Raw genomic sequence first — 20,676 nt, 5'->3', positions numbered from 1 at the left:
ATGCGTGATCTGTGCCGTGCGCGTCAGATGGCGATGCAGGGACTGCGCCGGGCCCGCCAGCAGGTGCTCGGCTTCCTGCTTCGCCAAGGCCGCACATATGGCGCCGGCAATCACTGGACCGACAATCAGAGCCGATTCATCTTGGGAATAGGGAATTTTCTATCAGGCAAAATTCGTCCACACAGCCTATGTACGCCGCGTCAACAGCAATTCGAGGCCATCATGCAGCAGAATGGCTTCGTTCGACCCTTCGGCCCCGGCAAGGCGACGCGCGGGTGGATTCATCCGGAACTGGCGCTGGGTTTCGAAGTGGTCGCCTCGGTGCCGATGGACGGTTCGGTCGATCGCGACCATATCCTGCTGATCGAGGACTTCGCCGAAGGGGGCGGTTTCGCCGTGATCGCGGTCGAAGACCTGATCGCCGACCGTATGGGGCAGTATGCTTCCGGCAGTGCGCCCGAGATGCTCGGGCAGGCTCGCGCCCTGCTGGCGCTTCACCCGGATGCGGACATGCACTATCTTGAACGCCGCATCCGCGAAGAAAGCATGGGCGACTATGGCGTCGAAGACATCACCTGAACCCGGCGCTGCCGATCCCGACAAGGGCTTGCGCCGGGTTTCGCACCGCGAGATGGCGGACAAGATCGCCCGCCGCAAGGCGGAGCTTGGCTTGCCGGAATTGCCTCGCAATTCCGGCCAGAACCGTACCGAGTCCAAGCGCGCGCTGCTCAAGGCGATCGAGGAGGCCGGGGGGAAGTGGTGAGGCGGCGGGTCAGCGCTGCCGTCTGAGCACGAGGTAGACGGCGCCGGCGCCCCCATGGCGGCGGTGGGCGCCCCGGATGGCGGCGATCTGGCCGGCGTGCTCGCTGGCGGCGAGCCAGTCGGCGAGTTTGGCGCGGATGGCGCCGCGGCTCTCGGCCCGGTCCATGGCGTCGACGGGGCGGGGCTTGCCGGTGACCACCAGCACTACCCGCGCGCCCATCGCCCGGGCCTGCGTGAGCCCATGCATCAGCCGGCCATGGGCCTGGTCCAGGCTGGCGCCATGCAGGTCCAGGCTGAAATCGGGCACCAGTGCGCCTTTGGCGATGCGCCGTTCCCAGGTGCCGTCAAGCGGGGGAGGGGGGCAGTCCAGCGCGCGGGCCACCGCGCGGGAGAGGGGCCGGCCGGGTGAGGCAGGCGCGGGCGGCACGCGGCCCTTGGGCTTCCTGGCGGGGGGCGGAGCCGGTTCGGCTGCGGGCGCGGCGCCGGCGGGCGGCTCCGCGCGGTGCTCGGCCGGCTCCGGGGATGGCGCGAGCGGCTTCACGGTGCGGGCGACCTGGGCCCAGGCTTCCGCTTCGCGCGCCGTCAGCCGGCGCTGCCTCATCGCGTGCCGGGCCCTCTGCCCAGCAGCCGGGCCAGCGTTCCCTTCGGAACCAGCACCAGCGCCTCGCCCCGCCCGCTCATGCCGCCGGCGGTCAGGCGCGCCTGGCTGCCGGCGCCCCAGAAGGTGTCGAAGCGGTTGGGACCCTTGATCGCGCCGCCGGTATCCTGCGCGATCCACAGCCCGTCGGCCTCGGGCCGGTCGAGATCGAACCAGACCGGCGCGCCCAGCGGCACGTAGCGGGGATCGGCGGCGACCGAGCTGCCCGAACGCACCGGCACGCCCAGCGCGCCAGTAGGGCCGTCGGTGGGGGCGCCGGTCAGTTCCCTGAAGAACACGTAGGACCGGTTCGCGTCCATCAGCGCCTTGCCCTCGGCCGGGTGCTCGCGCAAGTAGCGCATGATGCCCTGCATCGAGCCGGAGTACTGCCCGGACCCGGAGCCGAGCAGCCCGCGCTCGCGCATCACGGTGCCGATGCCGGTATAGGGCATGCCGTTCTGCCCGGCATAGCCGATGCGCATCACCGACCCGTCGGGCAGGCGCAGCCGGCCCGATCCCTGAACCTGGAGGAAGAAGAATTCCACCGGATCGGCCGCCCAGGCGATCTCCAGCCCCCGGCCCATCAGCACGCCCCGCGCGATCGCGGCACGGTCGTGGTACGCGGTGAAGATGCCGTCGGCACCGTAGCGGCCCAGCGGCATCTTGCCGTCGGCCAGCGGCGGAGCGTCGCCCGGGCGGGCGCGCACGAGGTCGGGCGGCAGGCGGTAGACGGGAACCTCGAAGCCGGGCTGGCGGGTGCGCGATCCGGCGATCTCGGGCTCGTAGTAGCCGGTGGCATAGGCCTTGCCGTCGCCGACGCGCGCGGTTTCGAAATAGCTGGCGAAGAACAGCACCGCCGATCCCGTCCCCCAATTGGCGGCGGCGGTGCAGGCCTGCCGCCAGTCCTCGGGCCGGGTCAGCCCGCTGCCGTCGATGCGCGAGGTCACGCGCGGGCAGCTCTCGCGGAACCCGGCGAGCGCCTTGGTGGCGTCCGGTTCGGTCAGCGAGAGATGGGAAAACGCCGGGCCCGGTCTGACGCCCAGCGCGACGGCGGTCTCGGCGGGAGGCAGCACGGAAGGCGCGGTGCCGGGGATCACGTCAACGCACGAAGCGAGCGATACCAGGGCCGAGAGCGCCGCCAGCCTGCCAGGGCACCGTGCCCGAAATCTGCGCCACTCCCGCTCGAAGTGAGCGGGTCTTGATTCGGATTTCGTGTTCTTCGCTTTAGCCAGCTTCCTTCCGGGTCGCCTCGGCACTCCCCCTGCGCGCAAGCTCGGCCTCCCTATGCGGCATCAGTCGTCAATAGTGCTCCCCACGGCGCCACCCCGAGGGGTTCAGCCTTCGTCGGTCTCGTCGAGCAGCCAGTCCGGATCGGGCGAGTTGAGCGCGCGGGTGAAGGTCCAGACGTCCACCGTCTCGATCGCATCGTCAAGCGATCCGGCGATCACCTCGCCCGCCGCGTTGCGGGTGACGGCGGCGATGTCGGCGCGGAAGCGCAGGGTGATCCGGGCGAAGCCGCCTTCCACGCCGGCGGCGACCACCGTGCATTCCTCGATCCGGACCAGCTTGTTGTCCAGCGTTTCGCCCGCCGCGTTGCGCGCGTCGATGGCGGCCGCGAAGCTGGCATGGACATCCTTGTCGCAAAGCTGCTCCAGCTCCGCCTTGTCGCCCTTCCAGAAGGCTTCGAGGATCATGCGATAGGCGCCCTGTGCGCCTTCCAGGAAGGCGAACGTATCGAAGCGGCGATCCGCGCTGGCGATTTCGGCCAGGCCGCGCTCCGCGGGCGGCGGCGCCAGCGGCATCTCGCGCTGCGGGGCCTGCCGATCGGCGCGGGCACGCCGGTCGTTCTCCGCGTCGTTCTTGGAGTCGGGCTTGGGCTGCGCCGACAGGCGCGGCGCACCCGGACGGCCCTGGCGGCCTTCGAAGCGGCCCTGGATCGGCTCTTCCTCATGCTCGGCGCGGCGGCCGAGCACGGAGTACAGCCGCAGCCCCAGGAATGCCGCGATCATGGCCAGGATCACAATTTCCGGTGTCACGTCCCTGTATCCATCCCTTCTGTCTGCGCATTCGCCGGTTCGCGGGGGCGCGAAGCCCCGCTCCGGCCGCCGCTGCTGGAAATTGCAGCGCGCCAGCATAACCCGAGATAGGTAGCCTTTACAAATGAACAACGCGTGAGCGAGCCATTCGGGGCATTTTTTCGACGATCCGCCGCCGCGTGTCGGCTCCGTTCCGGCCCGCCCGCCGTACCCGCCGCGCACAATTTATCACGCGACGGGTGTTCCACGCGGGCGTAAAATGCTCTAGGCGCGCCGGCTGGCACAAGAATTCTTTGCGGGAAAGCATACCATGGCCGACGAAGGCAACGTCATCTCCAATCTCAACCTCGGCAACGGCGAGGATACCGCGCCGTCGGCCGGGATCATCTCGCAGTACGTCAAGGACCTTTCGGTCGAGAACCCGAACGCGCCGCAGAGCTTCTCGTGGCAGGAAGCGCCGCAGGTCGATGTGCAGTTCAACATCGGCGCTCGCGCGATCGAGGGCGAGGTGCATGAAGTGGAGCTGAAGATCACTTGCGCCTCGATGTCCGAATCCGGCACCGCCTTCGTCGTCGACCTCAGCTATTGCGGGCTGGTGGGCATGCGCAACCTGGAGGAATCGCAATCGCACGCGTTCCTCTTCGCCGAGGCGCCGCGCATCCTGTTCCCCTTCGCCCGCCGGGTGATCGCCGATGCGGTGCGCGATGCCGGTTTCGCGCCGCTGATGCTCGAGCCGATCGACTTCAACGGCCTCTATATCCAGCAGCTCCAGGCGCAGGCCCAGCAGCAGGCCGACGCGGTGCAGGGCGAACCGGCCGGCAACGCCTGAACCGTCGGGCGGTGTGGACGCGTCGCGCTGGCTCCAATCCTCCCCGGCGCGGGGAGGTGGCGGCCCCGAAGGGGCTGACGGAGGAGAGCCGCCGCTTCCTGCGCCGGCGCGTTCTTGCAAGAGTATCCTCCACCATCTTGCGGCTGGTCCCCTTCCGCGTTCCGGGGAGGATCTGAGCCCATGAACCTTGCCAAGGCCCTTGCCAGCGTCGGCGGGCTGACGCTGGCGAGCCGCGTGCTGGGCCTGCTGCGCGACAGCCTGTTCGCGCGCTACATCGGCGCCAGCTTCGCCTCGGACGCGTTCCTGATCGCCTTTCGCCTGCCCAACATGTTCCGCGCGCTCTTCGCGGAAGGGGCCTTCGCCTCGGCATTCATCCCGATGTTCAACAAGAAGGTCGCCGATCCGGACGGACCCGGCCTGCCGGCGGGGATCACCTTCGCCGAACAGGCGCTTTCGGTGCTGCTGCCGGTGCTGCTGGCGATGACCGTGCTGCTGGAGGTCTTCGCCTGGCCGGTCACCTGGGTGCTCTCGGGCTCGTTCAACGACGTCAGCCGCGATCAGTTCGCCTACGCGGTGGAACTGAGCCGCATGACCGTGCCCTACCTGATGTTCATCAGCCTGGTCTCGCTGCTGGGCGGCATCCTCAATTCGCTGCACAAGTTCTGGGTCAACGCCGCCGCGCCGATCCTGCTCAACCTGGTGTTGATCGCGGCGCTGCTGGGCTTTCATTCCAGCGATCCGCTGGAGACCGCGCGCAACCAGGCGATCGGCGTTTCGGTGGCGGGCCTGCTGCAACTCGCTTGGCTGGCCTGGGCCTGCCGCGCCAACGGCGTGAACCTGCGGCTGCGCCGGCCGGTATGGAACGCCGATGTCAAGCGGCTGCTGGCGCTGATCTGGCCCGCCGCCGCCGGGGCCGGCGCGGTGCAGATCAACCTCGTGATCTCGACCGCGCTCGCCGCCTCGCTGCTGGCGCACGGCTCGGTGACCTATATCTACATGGCCGACCGGCTGAACCAGCTTCCGCTTGGCCTCATCGGCATCGGGCTGGGCACCGTGCTGCTGCCGACGATCTCACGCCAGCTCGGCGGGGGAGAGGAAGCGGCCGCGATGGAAACGCAGAACCGGGGGCTGGAACTGGCGCTGCTGCTGACCTTGCCCGCCTCGGTCGCGCTGGTCGTGGGCGGGGAGCCGATCGCGGCGGCGCTGTTCGGCTACGGCAAGTTCGATGCGAACGACGTTGCCCGCACCGCCGAGGCGCTCGCCGCCTTCTCGATCGGGCTGCCCAGCTACATCCTGGTCAAGGTCCTGACGCCCGGCTTCTATGCCCGGCAGGATACCCGGACGCCGGTGCGCTATGCGACGATGTCGATGGTGGTGAACCTGGTCGGCAACCTGATCCTGATCGTGCCGCTGCAGCACATGGGGCCGCCGCTGGCGACCGCCATCGCCTCGACCGTCAACGTGCTCATGCTTTACGTCACGCTGGTGCGGCGCGGGCACTTCCGGGCCGACGCGCGCCTGCGCCGCCGCGCGCCGCGCCTGGCGCTGGCGGCGCTGGCGATGGGCGTGGCGCTGTGGTTCGGGCAGGGCCTGATGACGCCCTATATCCATGGCACCTGGCTGGTGCGCGGCCTGGCGCTGGGGGTGCTGGTCTCGGCCGGCTGCCTGGTCTATGGGCTCGGCACCGTGGTTTCGGGCGCGTTTACGCGTGACGACCTGGCCCTGCTGCGGCGGCGCGGCACAAAGAATGGCCGGTAAGGCTTCCATCCACGGCGATTTATGATATGAGCGCGCGCCATGCAGGATCGTTCGCCTTCGAAGATTTCAAACCGCGTTCGCGCGGCCTGGCGATGGTGGACCTTCACGCGCATCGCGCGCTGATCGTTGCCGCCTGTCCGGTTCATCCGGACCAATCCCACCGCAATCCACCCGTTTCATGAAGGACGCAGTCATGCGTATCGTCTCCGGCATCCAGCCCACCGGCAACCTGCACCTCGGCAACTACCTGGGCGCGATCCGCAACTGGGCGGCGATGCAGGACAATGCGAGCGCGAGCGGCGGCGAATGCCTCTATTTCCTGGCCGACCTGCACGCGATCTCGATGCCGCACGTCCCGGCCGAGCTTTCCGCCAACACGCGCGAGATGGTGGCGGCGCTGGTCGCCTGCGGGGTCGATCCGCAACGCTCGATCCTGTTCAACCAGGCGCAAGTCCCGCAGCACGCCGAGCTGCAATGGCTGCTGAACGGCACCGCGCGGATGGGCTGGCTCAACCGCATGACGCAGTGGAAGGACAAGGCGGGCAAGAACCGCGAAGGGGCCAGCGTCGCGCTGTTCACTTACCCCGTGCTGCAGGCCGCCGACGTGCTGCTCTACCAGGCCACCCACGTGCCGGTGGGAGAGGACCAGAAGCAGCACCTCGAACTCGCGCGCGACATCGCGCAGAAGTTCAACAACGACTTCGCTTCGCCGGACGCACCCGTGTTCACCCAGCCCGAACCGATCATCCCGCCCGAGGCGGCGCGGATCATGAGCCTGCGCGACGGTTCGGCGAAGATGAGCAAGTCCGATCCCTCGGACATGAGCCGCATCAACCTGACCGATGATGCCGATACGATCATGCAGAAGATCAGGAAGGCCAAGACCGACCCCGAGCCGCTGCCGGGCGAGAAGGCCGGGCTCGCGGGGCGGGCGGAGGCGGCGAACCTGGTCGGCATCTACGCGGTCATGGCGGGCACCAGCGTCGATGCGGTGCTCGGTGAGTTCGGCGGCGAAGGCTTCGGCAAGTTCAAGCCGGCGCTGGGCGAACTGCTGGTGGAGAAGCTCTCGCCGATCAACCAGCGCTTCGTCGATCTGCGCCGGGACCAGGCGGCGCTCGACGCGATCCTGAAGGCGGGCGCGGAAAAGGCGCGGGCGCTGGCGATGCCGACGCTCGACAAGGCCTACGCGGCGCTGGGGCTGGTCAGGGGGTGATTCCTCTTGGTGGTCGCTCTATCTGCCGTCGTCGCCGCGCCGAGGAGGTGAAAATCCGCTCCTTGTCTGCTCGTGCTGAGAGAACCTTATAGCAGCTTCTGGCGTCGCCGCCGCCATGGTTCGGCCAGCACCGGGACTTCGCCGAGGGCTTCCAGCCCGGCGCGGTCGTGCTTGTGGTCTCCGGCGATCAGCAGGCCGAAGGTGCGCAGCACGGTCCATTCCGGATAGGGCCGCGCGACCAGTTCCATGGTGTCGCCCGCCGCGACTTCGCCTTCCTCCAGCACGCGGTAGTACCAGCCCGGCCGCCGGTTCTTCACTGTCAGCGCATTGATGGGCACGCCGTCGAAGCGGTGGTCGAGCTTCCAGCACGGCTGGCGGCCCTGGCTGACTTCGACCAGCGCGGTGCCCAGTCGCCAGCGGTCGCCGATGCAGACCGCGTCCTCGGTAAGGCCTTCGGTCGCGATATTCTCGCCGAAAGCGCCGAAATCGGCCAGCAGCGGATGCCCGCCCGTCACCTCGCGCCAGAAGGCGTAGTGGTCGTGCGGGTAGTGGTGGATCGCCTTGTCCGGCCCGCCATGCACGGTCAGGTCGGCCTGCTCGTCTCCCGCCAGGCCCAGGCGGTGGACCCGGACCGGACCCGATACCGGCAGCTTGCCGATCGCGCTCCGTTCGGCGCCGCGAAAGCCGCGGGCCTTGCCGCACTGGACCGAGAGAACGGGGATCGGACTCGTCATCTGGATTCCTCATTCCTACATAAGGCCGGGTTATTCAACGCGTATTCGAGGCGTCCGGCAACGCCGTTCGCGGTTGGTGGACGGCGCCTGAACGGGCCAACCGTCCGCCGCGCGCCGATGTCCATTCAACCGCTATTCAGGGCGTTGATTTTACGACAGGATATCAAGGAATCGAAGGTACGCGCCGGGATGGGTGCACCGGGTCCTTCGGGTTCGTGGAGCATAACAATGATGACAGACCATACGAACTCGCATTTTGGCAGGCTTCGCCTTGCCGCCGCCGCCTTGCTGCTGATGGCGCTCGCCGCCTGCGCCACGCCGTTCAAGGCCGACGTTTCGCGCTTCCAGTCGCAGCTTCCAGCGCCCTCGGGCCAGACTTTCGCCGTCGTCGCCGAGGATCCCAAGCTCGCCGGCGGGCTGGAGTTCGCGCAATACGCCGGTCTCGTCCGGGAACGCCTGGCGCGGCTTGGCTATGCGCCGGTCGAGGATCCCGGCAAGGCCAGCATGATCGTGCGCTTCGACTACGGCGTCGACAGCGGGCGCGAGCGCGTGCGCTCGACCGGCCCGACGCCGTTCTGGGGCCCGTGGTACGGCTATGGTCCTTATGGTCCCTATGGCTTCTACGGCGCCCGGCGCTTCGGCTACTGGGGCGGCCCGTGGCACTATGGCTGGTACGATCCGTTCTTCGACAATGGGATAGAGGCTTACACCGTCTATACCAGCGGCGTTTCGCTGAAGATCGATCGCGCCGCTGATGGCGAACGCCTGTTTGAAGGCAAGGCGGAAGCGGTTTCGGCCTCCAACCGGCTGCAATATCTCGTCCCCAACCTGGTCGAGGCGATGTTTACCGGATTTCCCGGGAACTCGGGCGATACCGTGCGCATTACAGTCGCGCCGGAAAAGAAGTGACATGAACTGATTGCTCCCCTCCTGCGCAAGAGTGGGAGACACCGAGGGGCGGGTCCGCTGAAATAGCGCGGGCCCGTCCTTTCGTTTGGACTGACGGGGGCCCGCCGAAAGCGTGAATACCTTCATGGCGATCATGTCGCAGCTCTTCTGGGGCGTGACCGTAGGGGCCCTTTCCGCCACATTCTCGTTGCTTGCGAAGGGCGCGGTGCTGCTGTGCGGGCTGGGCGGCGCGGGGTGGTATGGGCTCAGGCGGTGGCGCCGACGCGGCAAGCGCGGGGATTGATACCAAGCCTCTTGGCGCAAGGCTCACTTTTTCCCTTCGTCGCCCGCGAGGCGGGTGGTGGAGGGGGCGAAAAGCGCGAACCGAAAGCCACCGATCCCTCCGTCAGCCTTCTACCGCCACCTCCCCGTTCCGGGGAGGATTTCAGCGCATGATTGAGCTCCGCCATTCCCGCGCTTTCCACTGGCGCTCCAACGGTCCTCAATTTCCCAGCGCGACCACGCCGCCGGTCGAACCGAAGCCGCCTTCGCCGCGCTGGGTTTCGTCCAGTTCGTCCACCGGCAGCCACGCCGCGCGGGTTACCGGTGCGAGTATGAGCTGGGCCACGCGGTCGCCCCGGCGGACCTCGAACGGGGCGTGGCCGTGGTTGATGAGGATCACCTTCAGCTCGCCGCGATAGTCCGAATCGATGGTGCCGGGCGTGTTGGGCACGGTGATCCCGTGCTTGAGCGCCAGGCCCGAGCGCGGACGGACCTGGATTTCGAAGCCATGCGGGATGGCGACCGCAAGGCCGGTCGCCACCGCGTGGCGCGCGCCGGGGGCGATCGTCACGTCCTCGGCGGAGACCGCGTCCATTCCCGCCGCGCCGTCGGTGGCATAGGCGGGCAGGGCCAGTCCCTCGCCATGGGGCAGGACCTTGATCGGCACGGGAACGCTATCGGACGAGGGCATCGGCAAACCTTTCGACGAGGATGCGCGCGACGTCCTCCTTGGGCATTTCGGGAAGGGAGATCACGTCATCGCCGCGCACGATGTGGACCGCGTTGGCATCGCCGCCCATGACATCGCCCGACACGTCGTTGGCGATGATCCAGTCCGCGCCCTTGCGCTTGCGCTTCTCCTTGGCGTGCTCGATCACATGCTCGGTCTCGGCGGCGAAGCCGATCAGCAGCGGCGGCCGGTCGGGCCCCGCAGCGACGGCGGCGAGGATATCGGGATTCTCGGTGAGGAGCAGCGCGGGCGGGGCCGAACCGCGCTTCTTGAGCTTTTCCCTGGCGACATCGGCGGTGCGCCAGTCGGCGACGGCGGCGACCATCACGGCGATGTCGGCGGGCAGCGCGCGCTTGACCGCCTCGGCCATCTGCAGCGCGCTTTCGACGTCGACGCGGTTCACCCCCGGGGGCGTTGCGAGATGGACCGGCCCGGCCACCAGCGTCACCCGCGCGCCCGCGCGGGCGGCGGCGGCGGCGATGGCGAAGCCCTGCTTGCCCGAGGAGCGGTTGGCGATGTAGCGCACCGGGTCGATCGGCTCCCAGGTCGGCCCGGCGGTGATGAGAACGTGGCGGCCGGTGAGCGGGCCCTCCGCGAAGGGTTCCGGCGGCAGGGCGTCGGGGGAGACGAGGTGGTTGATCGCGTCCGGATCGGTCGGCGGCGCGGCGCGCGCGGCGCCCTTCCTGGCCACCAGCGAGGCGGCGGCGGGAGAGGATATCTGCGGGCCTGGCGCGGGCTTCAGCGTGGGCGCGTGATCGTCGAAGCCGAAGCTGATCGCCTTCTTCGCCTTTTGCAGCCCGCGCGATATCATCGATCCGGTGAGCCCGCCCAGCCCCAGGCCTTCCGGCGCGGCCGGTTCGGGCTCCGGCTCGTCGAACCGGGGCTGCCAGGCGATCGGATCCCGCTGCGGGTCCGGTTGCGGCTGGGGCAGGCCGGGGTAAGGGATCTCCTCGGGCGCGGCGCCGGGCAGCGGCGCCACCTCGACCGGCCCCAGCCCCAGCACCCAGGCGATACGCTGCCAGATCGCGATCGGGTCCGGCAGGCGGCCGGGACCGTATTCGCCGCAGGCCATGGTGCCCTCGTCCGGCTCCATCACGTCGACGCCCGATTCGCGCAGGACCTGCACGTTGCGCATGGTGGCGGCGTGCTGCCACATGCGCACGTTCATCGCGGGCACGGCCATCACCGGCTTGTCGGTCGCCAGCAGCATCGTCGTCGCCAGGTCATCGGCGATGCCGGCCGCCATCTTGGCGAGCAGGTTCGCCGTCGCCGGGCAGACCACCACCAGATCGGCCTCGCGGCTGAGCTGGATGTGGCCCATCTCGGCCTCGTTCCTGAGGTCCCACAACGTGGTGTAGACCGGCCGTTCGGACAGCGCGGCAAGCGCCATCGGCGTGACGAACTTCGATCCGCCTTCCGTCAGCACGCAAGTAACCCGGCCGCCCGCCTTGCGGATGGCGCGGACAAGCTCGCAGGCCTTGTAGGCGGCGATGCCGCCGCCCACGACCAGAAGGATCCGGGGTCCAGTCATGCTCGGGGCTTGTGCAACACCGTGCCTGGACACGCAATTAATTTACGGTCGGAACCGGCGCGCGGATCGGGAGGCGGGCGGCGGCGACCAGTTCGGCCAGCGCGCGCGGAGCGAACGCCAGGCCGGCGAACATCGCTGGGGCGATCATCGCGCCCCAGTAGAAGTTGTCCCAGCGTCCGGCGAGCATGAAGGCAAGGCCGTAGCCCGCGCTCAGCAGGAAGCCGAACAGGCCGCCGCGCCCCCTCCAGCCGAGCCAGCCGAAGGTCATCAGGACCACGGCGGGCCCCGCCAGGACGTGCGGCAGCCAGCGCAGGTTGCTCGATTGCACCACGTTGCCGAGCCAGCCGGAGAGCCCGCGCATCACCAGCCAGGGCGCGGAATGCGGATCGCTGGGCAGCACGTCGCGCGATATCAGCGAGAGATGCCAGGCGAGCGCCGCGCAGAACACCGCGACCAGTGCTGACCATGCGGCGGCCTCGCGCCAGTTGCGGTGGTAGACCGCGGCCAGCGCCATCAGCAGCACGAAGGGCAGCGCATGCTCGCGGATCGCCAGCGCCAGCGCGGCCGCACAGAACGCCCCGGCCCAGCGGCCGCCGCGTCCGTCGGCGCCGATGCGGTGCAGGCCGAAGGACAGCGCGATCAGCCCGCCCGCCCAGAGTTCGTGCAGTGGGAAATAGTGCCGGTTGAGCCCCAGCGAGGCGCCGACGAAGACCAGCGTGGTTGCCATCCGCCGCGCGCGGGGAGACGCGCCTTCCTCGCCGAAGCGGCGCCACCAGGCGGCCGCGATCCCCAGCATCAGCGCGATGGCCGCGGCGATCTGGCCGCCGGTGCCCAGCCAGGCATCGAGATAGGCGAGCGTGGGCAGGCGCACGGCGAAAGCGGGATTGACCGGATAGTCGCGGGCGCGCTGCTCGGGCACGATGAAGTCGTAGTAGCTCTCGCCGCGTGAAATGCGCGCGATCGCGGCTTCGTAAAGGGCGATGTCCTCGTCATAGGGCTTGGCGGCCGAACCGGTGGCAAGGACCGGTCCATCGACCGGTCCCGCCCAGGGCGAGCGGCTGCCCGGCTTGGCGACCGTGACCAGCGCCGAAGCCACGAGCAGCAGCGCCAGCGCCGCCAGCGCCAGGCGGGCGAGAAGCGGTGGCCAATGCGCGAAACGACCGCCCTTCGGCAGCGGCGGAAGCGGACTTCCCGTTCCTTGTCCTAGCTCAGGAAACTCCAGTACGTGAGCGCCCATGCGCCGGCACCCCCCAGGATTGCTGCCAGCATATAGCCCCCCCAGTGGTTACTTTGGCGTTTACGCGGTTCGCCCAGGCCGAGAATGAGGTCCACGTCGGGCAGCGGCGCCTGCTCGGGCGCGCCGCCCTTGGGCGGGAACTTCTCCTCGATCCGCCGCATCAGCGCCGGCAGGCGGGCCAGCGTGCCCAGGTTTTCGCGCAGGCGGTCGGCGATCATCGCTTCCGGACCCAGCTCGTCGCGGATCCAGCTCTTCACGAACGGCGCGGAGACGTCCCACATGTTGATGTCGGGATCGAGCGCGGTCGCCAGCCCTTCCACCATGACCATGGTCTTCTGCAGCAACAGCAGGTGCGGCTGGACCTGCATGTCGAAGTCGCGGGTGATGGCGAACAGCCCGTCGAGCATCTGCCCCACCGAAAGCTCCGACACCGGCTTGCCGCGCATCGGCTCGCCCACCGCCCGCAGCGCCGTCGCGAATTCCTCCACGTTGTGATAGGCCGGCACGTATTGCGCCTCGAAGTGGATTTCCGCCACGCGGCGGTAATTGCCGGTGGTGAGGCCATAGAGGATCTCGGCCAGCCAGAGCCGGGCCTGGCGGTCGATCCGGCCCATGATGCCGAAGTCGATGGCGACGATCGCGCCGTCATCGCGCACGAACAGGTTGCCCTGATGCATGTCGGCATGGAAGAAGCCGCTGGCGATCGCCTGGGTGAGGAAGGTAAGCACCAGCTTGCGGGCCAGGGCCGGCCGGTCATGCCCCGCTGCGTCGAGCGCGGCGAGATCGCTCATCTTGATGCCGTCGATCCATTCGACCGTGAGCACCGAACCGTTGGTGCGATCCCAGTCGATATCGGGAACGCGGTAGCCTTGGATGCCCTTCATCGCTTCGGCCAGTTCGGAGGCCGAAGCCGCCTCGCGCCGGAGATCAAGCTCGCGCAAGGTCCAGCGCTTGAGATTGGCGATCACCGCGCGGGGTCTGAGGCGCGCCGCCTCGCCGCCCAGCACTTCCAGGTGCGCGGCGGCCCACTCGTAAGTCTCCACGTCGCGGGCGAACTTCTCGCGGATATGCGGGCGCAGCACTTTGACCGCGACCCGGCGCCCGTCGGTCGTCACCGCGCGGTGGACTTGCGCGATCGAGGCGGCGCCGACCGGGTGTTCCTCTATGCTTGCGAAGAAGGTCTCCACCGGCGTGCCGAAAGTGCCTTCGATGACGGCGCGGATCTCGGCGAAGGGCACGGGCGGCAGGCTGTCCTGCAAAGCCAGCAGGTTGCGGGCGGGACCTTCGCCGACCAGGTCGGGCCGCGTCGCCAGCGCCTGGCCCAGCTTGATCGCCGCCGGGCCGATTTCCTGGAAGGCGCCGGCATAGTCCGGCTCCCTGGGCTGGCGCGCGCCGAAGCGGGCGATCCGGCACAGGCGCTTGACTTGCGCGGGTGCGTTGCGGTCGTTCTCGATCCCGCGCAGCGCGCCGTGCCGCGCCAGCACGCGGCCCCATTTGAGCAGCCGGGCGATGTGGGTGGCGGGGCGGGTCATGAACAGCCCTTGCGCAACCAGGCCCTGCGCAACCAGGCCGCGCGCCCGCTATCTCCCCTCCCGCCTGCGGGAGGGGCTGGGGGAGGGCATGCCCCCAGCCACAACGGGATCGCCGGGGCGAGCGCGAACCAGCCCGCCCCCAGCCCCTCCCGCAGGCGGGAGGGGGAATGACGGACTTCGCGACTTCGTGCGAAAAGCAAACTCACACTTTCCAGCCCGAATGGATCGCCACCAGGCCGCCCATGATCGGTTCCACCTTGGTATGCTTGAACCCGGCCTTGCGGATCATGCCTTCGAATTCGGGCATCGGCGGGAAGCGGCGGATCGATTCGATCAGGTAGCGATAGGATTCCGCGTCGCCCGCGATCATCTGGCCGATCCGGGGAACCAGCTTGTGCGAATAGCCGTCGTACATTTCCTTGAAGCCCGGCCATTCGGTGGTCGAGAATTCCAGGCAGAAGAAGCGCCCGCCGTACTTGAGCACCCGGAACGCCTCGGCCAGCGCCTTGTCGATGCGGGTCACGTTGCGGATGCCGAAGGCGATCGTATAGGCATCGAAGAAGCGGTCGGGGAAGGAGAGTTCCTCGGCATTCTGGCGCGACCAGACCAGCGTATCGATGCCCCGGTCCATGGCGCGCTCGATGCCGACGTCGAGCATGTCCTGGTTGATGTCCGCGACGGTGATCGCGGCGCAGAGCTTTTCCATGCGGAAGGCGATGTCGCCGGTGCCGCCCGCCATGTCGAGGATCTGCTCGCCCGGGCGCGGCTTGACGCGGCGCACGAACTTGTCCTTCCACAGCCGGTGCATGCCGGCGGACATGGCATCGTTCATCACGTCGTACTTGCGCGCGACGTTGGAGAAGACGGCGCCCACGCGCTGCTCCTTCTCCTCGGGGCTGATCTCTTCGTAGCCGAAGGAAACGGTATCGCTCATGACGCGCGCTTTAGGCGCAATTGCGCGCGGCGGGAAGGGGGCGGGAGAGGCGATCCGTACCCTCCCGGGGACGGGCCTAGACCCGCGCGCGGACGGCAGGATCGCCCAGCACGATCATGTTGCGCGCATCGTCGCGGGCGATCCAGACGGCGCCCAGGGTCTCGGCGTCGATGTCCGGATCGTTCTGCGCCTGGAACTGAAGCTCGGCGAGCCGGGTGCTGTGATTGGCCCAATAGGCATTGGCGCCGTCCACCGCCTGGCCCACGCGCGCGCCGTTCGCCAGTTCGGTAAGGATGTTGCGGAACATCGCGATCTTGGGCTGGCCGAATTCGTTCAGGAAGCTGTAGGCCCAGGCCCGCTCGACATGGGCGATGACCGCCAGCGCCGATCCGTTCTCATGCGCCAGCAGCGCCTGCGGGAGCGAGGCGATGAAGGGCTTGTCGGCGATCTGCGCGGGCGAGGTGCTGGTGCGCGCGAAATTGTCGTACCGCGGGCACCCGCCGCCGTAGCACGCGAACATGAAATGGATCATTCCCGCGACCTGGGCGGCGGCGGAGATGTCGCGTCCGGCCAGGATCTGGCTGGCGGTGATCGGCCCATGACCGCCGCCCGCCCAGTCCGCGCAGACCATCGCGCCCTGTTCGGCGATCAGCGCGGGATCGTTCGCATCGAGCCCCAGCCCGTGCGAACCGGTGAACAGGATGGCCGGCGCGCCGTCGCCCGTTTCCAGCATGTCGAGCAGTGCCTGCTTGGTCGCCTGCGGGCCCAGCAGGCAGTCGCGATCGACGATGGCCGGGGCGCCGATCGGCGGATGCGCGGCGGTGCCCTCGTTCAGCGGCCGGGCGACGAGATCGTGGAGCATCTGCGTGGCCTGGTCGTACTCATGCCGCGTGGCGACAAGGCCGATCCTGCGCGGCCGGCGCGCCGCGGCGGCTTGCTCCTGCTCGACGACGCTCCGCGCGTAGCGGGCGAAATGCCCGGCATCGTCGAACCAGAGCCGGCCGACCGCATAGTTGAGATCGAGATCGTACTGGAACTCGAACGGAATTTCCGCCGGATCGGCCACCAGCAGCAGATAGAACGGCAAGCCGTCGCGCGGGTCGGCGGCCTGGAAATCGCCGTTCTGCTCGGCCACCCACAAGCGGGCGGACTGCCCTTCGCGGCATCGCTGGCTGCCGTCGAAGCAGCGATAGTTCGCCTCCGCCTGTTGCGCGCGCCAGTCCAGCAGCGGCTTCAGCGCGTCCCTGATCGCGTCGGAAACGGTCGCGCCGAACAGCACGCCCCAGCCGGCGCTGCGCAAGTCGTTCGGATCGAGCCCGGAGGCGATCGCGAAATCCTTGCCGCCGCTGAACGAAGCGGGCGTCCGCTTCGGTGCCGGGACCGGGGCGGAAAGATGCCGGTCGAGTTCTTCGGGCGTGGCGGCGGGATAGGCCTCGCCGCTCGTCTTGCCGACGCAGAAGGGCAGGGGGCTGGGCATTTCCTTGGGGGCGCCCAATGGCGTTTGCGGCGGCGTTTGTGGCGGCATGGCTAGCCTCCTATCCTGCGTTGCGGGCCAGTTCCCACCACAAGTGGGCGACTTCGGGACCGTCGATATCGTTGTGTGCGCCGGAAAGGCCGCCGCCCTTCCGGATGACGCTGCTGCCGTCAAGATTGTGGAGCTTGCCCCTTTCGAAGACGTAGGAGGCGGCGATCGTGCCGATCGCGCCTTCGGGGCCTGTCTGGCCCCCGGCCTGATCCGGCGCCAGGCCCTGCGCGCCGAAGGCGCCGAGCCCGCCGAACCTGGGCAAGGTCTTCGGCGCGAAATCCACGCTTCCCTTGACCTTGGAGGCCAGCGGGTAAAGCTTGCCCACGGCGGTATCGTGGATGGACCGCGTGACGGCCAATGGCCCGGCGACTCGCCCGCCGTCCAGCAGCAGGGCGTAATAGCCGGGCTTGCCGCCGGCCAGGGCGATGGCCGGGCTGTAGGACCACAGCGAGAGCGCGCCCTGCACCAGCATCACGCTGTCGACGCCGCGCGGCAGCCGGCCCTTGCCTTGCGGCCCGCAGATCATCGACGAGATCGCGACACAGCCGAAACTGTGCCCCATCAGGTGGAAGCGCGTGTGATCGGGAGGCGCCGCGCCGGCGTCCATCAGCTTGCGCAGCAGGGGGTGAAACGCCGTCTCGCCGATCATCCGGCCGCGCTTCTTCATTGCCCAGAACGACAGCTGGCGCAGGATCAGCAAGGGCAGGTTGCCCAGCACGTTGCCGATGCCGAACGATGCGGCGCGCGCGGTGCCGAGCGCTTCGTCAGGATCGAACGAAGCGCGGTCGGCATCGGGGGGCGAATCCAGATCGCCGCTGCCGAGGCCCAGCGCGTCGTTGAGGCGGAGGTAGGCCTGGGCCACTTCCGGCGACAGTTGCAGCGCGCCCGCCTGGTTCTTCACCGCGTCGGCGATGATGGTCAGGCATTCGCGGATCTCCGGCGTATCGCCAAGCTTCTGGACATAGCTTTCGACCAGATCGATTGCCGGCAGATCGGCCGCGGCAAAGGCGCCGTCGCCGAATTCCTCGTCCCCGAACGGCAAGCTCGGCCAGTGCAGGCCGATCAGCAGCGGCTTGAAGCCGGCACGCCGCGCCTTCGCGGCCGCAAGATCGTCCCCCAATGCCAGCAGCGCGCCGAACCAGCGATCGTACTGGTCGATCGCCGCCGGCACATCGCCTTTCCAGCCGTGGCTCGCCAGGAAGACATCGGTATAGGTTCCCGATCCCAGGGCATCGATCAGCCGTGCGGACATCAGGCCGTCGGGATCGTCCTGGCGCTCGTTGCCATCCTTGTCGAAGGCGATCAGGTAATAGCCGGCACCCGGCCCGAGTTCACGATAGGACATGGCCCGGCTCCCTCAATGCGGCGTGAGATCGGTGTTGCTGATATTGGCGACGAGCGCGTCATACCGCGTCTGCAGCTTGGCGCGCTCGGGATCGTCCTGTCCCAGGGCATCGATCTTGGGCTTCAGTTTCAGGGCCTCGCCGCGGTATTTCCAGTCCGAGGCGACTTGCGCGATTTCCATGACGTCGCCGATCGCCGCGCCGACCCCGGTCTTCGAAGGGTAGAAGCGCCTGGCCATGTCGGCCGCCATCACCGCCGGGGTGAAGCCCTCCAGCTCGACGCGCTCGCCGCCGTAGATGGCGATCACCACGTAAGGCTCGTCGCCGTCGTAGAGCGAGCCGTCTGCCTTCATCAGGCCGACATTGGGCTTGTATTTCAGCCCATGCAGGTTGGAGGTGGCGGGGGCGACCACGCGGAAGTCGGCGGCCAGCGGCGGGTAGCCCGGCAGGTCGACCGTGAGTTCCTCCGTCTGCGACCAGGGCGAGGGGCCGCCGGTCAATGCGTCCATCAGCTTGCCGGCGAGCGGAACGATCTGTCCCGCCGCGATCAGCGCCCCGGCATAGGGCAGGAACAGCGGCACGCCCGCCGCCGCCGAGAAGGCGGCGCCGATCTCGTCGAGAACGTCGTCCTCGGGCGGCGCGGCGACGATTTCGAAAGTGGCGATGAGCTGGCTGGTCGCGATCGCCTTCTGATAGGCGACGACCCGGGTGCCTTCCTGCACGGCGGAAGGCCCGGCCAGCAGCGCGCGCTTGCCGGTCTTCTTCTTCACCCAGTTGAGCGCGCGCGCGGTGGCGTTGTACTCGCTCCAGTTCTTGACGCCTGAAACGACGGCGATGTCACCGGTTCTGCTCAGGAAGGGCCTGGAGCCCACGTGGCCGGTATAGACGCTGCGGATGTCGATCGTCATCGGCTTGCCGAACCCGACCGGCGGGAATTCGATCGGCGCGGCGGCCATGTCCGGCGCGAAGCTGAACGGAGAGAGGACGGCCTTGTCGTCGAGCGTTACCGAAGGCAGGCCCGATTCCCTCGGAGCGCTGGCCAATTGCAGGATTTCGCGCCCCTTGCGGGCGAATTCGTCTTCCGAAACGAGGCTTTCGCCGAAGATCCGATAGCTGGCCATTGTTCCCTCCCGTCTCCCATCCCGCTTCGCGAACGCCCGTTTCGCCGTGGAAGAACAGGTCCGTCTCGTACCTGCGTAAATCTTCCCAGCGTAAATGGACGAATATCGGGCACGCCGAATCCTTTTGGACGTGCCCGCTTCTCTCGATGCGGCGGGGGGAATTTCCTCTATTTCGACGTTTTGTCAATTGAGAGACTTGGTACGGGAAGATATGGGTGATTACGGGACTGTAATATTCATGATGACACGGTCGGGCGAACGTTCGTCGGCGCGGCTCGTTTCAGAGGTACTTGAGCCAGGCGATGTCCTGGCGGCGCGCTTTCAGCTTCGCGAACCACACGGTGGGGAAGTAGAGCACCGGCAGCAGCAGCGCGTACCAGGCCCAGATCCAGCCGATATTGTCGACCCCGAAGGTTTCCCCGTGATTGGGTCCCCAGATGAACATGGCGCTGAAGTACAACACGCGCAGCAGGTAGAGGTGAATGACGTAGAAGAACATCGGCGCGGCCCCGAAAATCGCCAGGGCGTTCATCCAGCCCTGGCCCTGCACCTTTTCGAACTGCGAGAGCAGCAGGGCCCCGATGCCGAGCGTCGGCAGCAGGAACAGCAGCGAGGGCGGATACTTGGTCAGTGCCAGGAATGCCATGATCGTCTGCAGCGGCGTATCCTTGGCGGTCCAGGGCTTGTCGCCGTAGATGTCGAGCGCGCGCAGGATCGCGAAGAGGGCGATCATGCCGGCGCCCAGCAGCAGCAGGCGCCGCTGGCGGACGGCCTGGTCGAAACCCTTGCCGAACCAGGGACCGATCGCGAAGCCGAGCGATATCACGCCGATCCACGGCAGCACCGGATAAGTGGTCTTGGCGAACAGGCCGAACGGCAGGGCGATGATGTCGCGCTGGTGCAGCATCGCCCAGGGCACGTAAAACGGATTGTCGGACGAAAGGTGGATCGGGTCCAGCAGGTTGTGCCCGCACACGATCGCCAGGCCCAGGACCAGCAGCACCGTGCGCGGCAGGTGCAGCAGGGCGGCCAGGGCGATCATGGCCATGCCGATGGCCCAGATCACCTGGAGCCAGAACGTCGGCGGCAGCTTCGATGTCCAGGCCATCGTGATGAGCGTGACTTCGAGCACGATGAGGAACAGGCCCCGCTTGACGAGAAAGGCGGAGGCTTCAGCCTTGCCGTGGCCCTGGCAGTAAAGCCAGGCGCCAAGGCCGGTCAGGGCGACGAACACCGGCGCACACAAGTTGGTGACGAGGCGGGTGAAGAACAGGGAGGGCGGCACGCTCGCCGCGTCCATCGGGTCGGTGACCTGCATGTGCAGAAACCAGGTCTCGCGAACATGGTCGAGCAGCATGATGACCATCACCAGGCCGCGCAGCGCGTCGATGCTCTGGAGCCGTTGGCGCACGCGCGCGGCGGGTTGGGTTAGGGGAGCCGAACCCAGGTTCACGTGTCCCATGACAGCGGCGTTTGCCATTCCTGTACTGTCCTTTTCCGCCGGGCCGACTTGCCGGGCCCGCCCCGATCGCCGGTGAATTCCGGCCTTGGCATCGTGGCCGATTCGCGGCGGTATTTCATTCG

19 protein-coding genes are annotated in these 20,676 nt (G+C 68.1%); 6 read left to right on the top strand and 13 right to left on the bottom strand.

Going from position 1 to position 20,676, the window contains the following annotated elements; genetic code table 11:
• Positions 1 to 63 precede the first annotated feature (63 nt).
• The gene (locus BM052_RS10815; RefSeq protein ID WP_143084812.1) at positions 64 to 579 is read left to right on the top strand and encodes a hypothetical protein; all 516 of its coding nucleotides are present in this window, start codon (positions 64 to 66) and stop codon (positions 577 to 579) included.
• Positions 557 to 763 (top strand): hypothetical protein, encoded by a 207-nt coding sequence (locus BM052_RS19470; protein ID WP_143084811.1) that lies wholly within the window; start codon positions 557 to 559, stop codon positions 761 to 763. Before BM052_RS10815 ends, BM052_RS19470 begins: the two co-directional genes overlap by 23 nt.
• Before the next feature lie 9 nt (positions 764 to 772).
• Here the strand turns inward: BM052_RS19470 and BM052_RS10810 are convergent, their stop codons facing one another.
• The 3 genes from BM052_RS10810 to BM052_RS10800 form a co-directional block, all read right to left on the bottom strand.
• Positions 773 to 1,363, bottom strand: a complete 591-nt coding sequence (locus BM052_RS10810) for a Smr/MutS family protein (protein WP_091146503.1) — start codon at positions 1,361 to 1,363, stop codon at positions 773 to 775.
• Positions 1,360 to 2,541, bottom strand: a complete 1,182-nt coding sequence (locus BM052_RS10805) for a murein transglycosylase A (protein ID WP_177198429.1) — start codon at positions 2,539 to 2,541, stop codon at positions 1,360 to 1,362. The genes BM052_RS10810 and BM052_RS10805 overlap by 4 nt, the downstream gene beginning before the upstream one ends.
• Positions 2,542 to 2,733: 192 nt before the next feature.
• On the bottom strand, positions 2,734 to 3,435 hold the full coding sequence (locus tag BM052_RS10800) for a Tim44/TimA family putative adaptor protein (protein ID WP_091146572.1): 702 nt from the start codon (positions 3,433 to 3,435) through the stop codon (positions 2,734 to 2,736).
• 310 nt (positions 3,436 to 3,745) lie between these two features.
• On the opposite strand from BM052_RS10800, the gene secB reads away from it, so the two are divergent.
• From secB to trpS, 3 genes are all read left to right on the top strand, one after another.
• On the top strand, positions 3,746 to 4,264 hold the full coding sequence (secB, locus tag BM052_RS10795; RefSeq protein WP_091146501.1) for a protein-export chaperone SecB: 519 nt from the start codon (positions 3,746 to 3,748) through the stop codon (positions 4,262 to 4,264).
• Positions 4,265 to 4,444: 180 nt separating this feature from the next.
• Positions 4,445 to 6,022, top strand: a complete 1,578-nt coding sequence (gene murJ, locus BM052_RS10790) for a murein biosynthesis integral membrane protein MurJ (protein ID WP_091146499.1) — start codon at positions 4,445 to 4,447, stop codon at positions 6,020 to 6,022.
• A gap of 193 nt (positions 6,023 to 6,215) precedes the next feature.
• Entirely contained in the window at positions 6,216 to 7,235 is a 1,020-nt protein-coding gene (gene trpS / locus BM052_RS10785) for a tryptophan--tRNA ligase (RefSeq protein WP_091146570.1), read from the top strand.
• Between the two features lie 86 nt (positions 7,236 to 7,321).
• Here trpS and BM052_RS10780 read toward each other — a convergent pair whose 3' ends face one another.
• Entirely contained in the window at positions 7,322 to 7,969 is a 648-nt protein-coding gene (locus BM052_RS10780; protein ID WP_091146497.1) for an MOSC domain-containing protein, read from the bottom strand.
• 231 nt (positions 7,970 to 8,200) lie between these two features.
• Between BM052_RS10780 and BM052_RS10775 the strand changes: the two genes are divergently transcribed.
• The gene (locus tag BM052_RS10775) at positions 8,201 to 8,878 is read left to right on the top strand and encodes a DUF4136 domain-containing protein (RefSeq protein WP_091146567.1); all 678 of its coding nucleotides are present in this window, start codon (positions 8,201 to 8,203) and stop codon (positions 8,876 to 8,878) included.
• A gap of 481 nt (positions 8,879 to 9,359) precedes the next feature.
• Here BM052_RS10775 and dut read toward each other — a convergent pair whose 3' ends face one another.
• From dut to BM052_RS10730, 9 genes are all read right to left on the bottom strand, one after another.
• Entirely contained in the window at positions 9,360 to 9,830 is a 471-nt protein-coding gene (gene dut / locus BM052_RS10770) for a dUTP diphosphatase (protein ID WP_091146494.1), read from the bottom strand.
• Positions 9,814 to 11,400: a bifunctional phosphopantothenoylcysteine decarboxylase/phosphopantothenate synthase gene (locus BM052_RS10765; protein ID WP_091146492.1), complete on the bottom strand. Its 1,587-nt coding sequence runs from the start codon at positions 11,398 to 11,400 to the stop codon at positions 9,814 to 9,816. The genes dut and BM052_RS10765 overlap by 17 nt, the downstream gene beginning before the upstream one ends.
• Before the next feature lie 37 nt (positions 11,401 to 11,437).
• The gene (locus BM052_RS10760; protein ID WP_255406076.1) at positions 11,438 to 12,637 is read right to left on the bottom strand and encodes a hypothetical protein; all 1,200 of its coding nucleotides are present in this window, start codon (positions 12,635 to 12,637) and stop codon (positions 11,438 to 11,440) included.
• Positions 12,604 to 14,169, bottom strand: a complete 1,566-nt coding sequence (gene ubiB / locus BM052_RS10755) for a 2-polyprenylphenol 6-hydroxylase (protein ID WP_091146489.1) — start codon at positions 14,167 to 14,169, stop codon at positions 12,604 to 12,606. Before ubiB ends, BM052_RS10760 begins: the two co-directional genes overlap by 34 nt.
• Positions 14,170 to 14,371: 202 nt before the next feature.
• Positions 14,372 to 15,103: a class I SAM-dependent methyltransferase gene (locus BM052_RS10750; RefSeq protein WP_091146487.1), complete on the bottom strand. Its 732-nt coding sequence runs from the start codon at positions 15,101 to 15,103 to the stop codon at positions 14,372 to 14,374.
• 76 nt (positions 15,104 to 15,179) lie between these two features.
• The gene (locus tag BM052_RS10745; protein WP_143084809.1) at positions 15,180 to 16,628 is read right to left on the bottom strand and encodes a C25 family cysteine peptidase; all 1,449 of its coding nucleotides are present in this window, start codon (positions 16,626 to 16,628) and stop codon (positions 15,180 to 15,182) included.
• 10 nt (positions 16,629 to 16,638) lie between these two features.
• A complete protein-coding gene (locus BM052_RS10740) occupies positions 16,639 to 17,973 on the bottom strand; it encodes a hypothetical protein (protein WP_091146483.1) in 1,335 nt (444 codons plus the stop codon).
• A gap of 12 nt (positions 17,974 to 17,985) precedes the next feature.
• Complete coding sequence (locus BM052_RS10735) at positions 17,986 to 19,092, bottom strand: hypothetical protein (protein ID WP_091146480.1); 1,107 nt, start codon at positions 19,090 to 19,092, stop codon at positions 17,986 to 17,988.
• A 280-nt stretch (positions 19,093 to 19,372) separates the two neighbouring features.
• A complete protein-coding gene (locus BM052_RS10730; RefSeq protein ID WP_091146562.1) occupies positions 19,373 to 20,572 on the bottom strand; it encodes an acetyltransferase domain-containing protein in 1,200 nt (399 codons plus the stop codon).
• Positions 20,573 to 20,676 lie beyond the last annotated feature (104 nt).

The organism is Novosphingobium sp. CF614, from assembly GCF_900113255.1.
GTDB lineage: Bacteria > Pseudomonadota > Alphaproteobacteria > Sphingomonadales > Sphingomonadaceae > Novosphingobium.
Note: the sequence above shows the minus strand (reverse complement) of the source record. Positions and strands in the feature narration are given on the sequence as shown.

What these genes read in the sequence shown, in the direction of transcription:
- BM052_RS10810 (WP_091146503.1), bottom strand. Translation starts at nt 1,363, where the DNA reads ATGAGGCAGCGCCGGCTGACGGCGCGCGAAGCGGAAGCCTGGGCCCAG.
- BM052_RS10775 (WP_091146567.1), top strand. Translation starts at nt 8,201, where the DNA reads ATGACAGACCATACGAACTCGCATTTTGGCAGGCTTCGCCTTGCCGCC.
- ubiB (WP_091146489.1), bottom strand. Translation starts at nt 14,169, where the DNA reads ATGACCCGCCCCGCCACCCACATCGCCCGGCTGCTCAAATGGGGCCGC.
- dut (WP_091146494.1), bottom strand. Translation starts at nt 9,830, where the DNA reads ATGCCCTCGTCCGATAGCGTTCCCGTGCCGATCAAGGTCCTGCCCCAT.
- murJ (WP_091146499.1), top strand. Translation starts at nt 4,445, where the DNA reads ATGAACCTTGCCAAGGCCCTTGCCAGCGTCGGCGGGCTGACGCTGGCG.
- BM052_RS10740 (WP_091146483.1), bottom strand. Translation starts at nt 17,973, where the DNA reads ATGTCCTATCGTGAACTCGGGCCGGGTGCCGGCTATTACCTGATCGCC.
- BM052_RS10750 (WP_091146487.1), bottom strand. Translation starts at nt 15,103, where the DNA reads ATGAGCGATACCGTTTCCTTCGGCTACGAAGAGATCAGCCCCGAGGAG.
- BM052_RS10765 (WP_091146492.1), bottom strand. Translation starts at nt 11,400, where the DNA reads ATGACTGGACCCCGGATCCTTCTGGTCGTGGGCGGCGGCATCGCCGCC.
- BM052_RS10730 (WP_091146562.1), bottom strand. Translation starts at nt 20,572, where the DNA reads ATGGCAAACGCCGCTGTCATGGGACACGTGAACCTGGGTTCGGCTCCC.
- BM052_RS10735 (WP_091146480.1), bottom strand. Translation starts at nt 19,092, where the DNA reads ATGGCCAGCTATCGGATCTTCGGCGAAAGCCTCGTTTCGGAAGACGAA.
- BM052_RS19470 (WP_143084811.1), top strand. Translation starts at nt 557, where the DNA reads ATGGCGTCGAAGACATCACCTGAACCCGGCGCTGCCGATCCCGACAAG.
- trpS (WP_091146570.1), top strand. Translation starts at nt 6,216, where the DNA reads ATGCGTATCGTCTCCGGCATCCAGCCCACCGGCAACCTGCACCTCGGC.
- BM052_RS10745 (WP_143084809.1), bottom strand. Translation starts at nt 16,628, where the DNA reads ATGCCGCCACAAACGCCGCCGCAAACGCCATTGGGCGCCCCCAAGGAA.
- BM052_RS10780 (WP_091146497.1), bottom strand. Translation starts at nt 7,969, where the DNA reads ATGACGAGTCCGATCCCCGTTCTCTCGGTCCAGTGCGGCAAGGCCCGC.
- BM052_RS10760 (WP_255406076.1), bottom strand. Translation starts at nt 12,637, where the DNA reads ATGGGCGCTCACGTACTGGAGTTTCCTGAGCTAGGACAAGGAACGGGA.
- secB (WP_091146501.1), top strand. Translation starts at nt 3,746, where the DNA reads ATGGCCGACGAAGGCAACGTCATCTCCAATCTCAACCTCGGCAACGGC.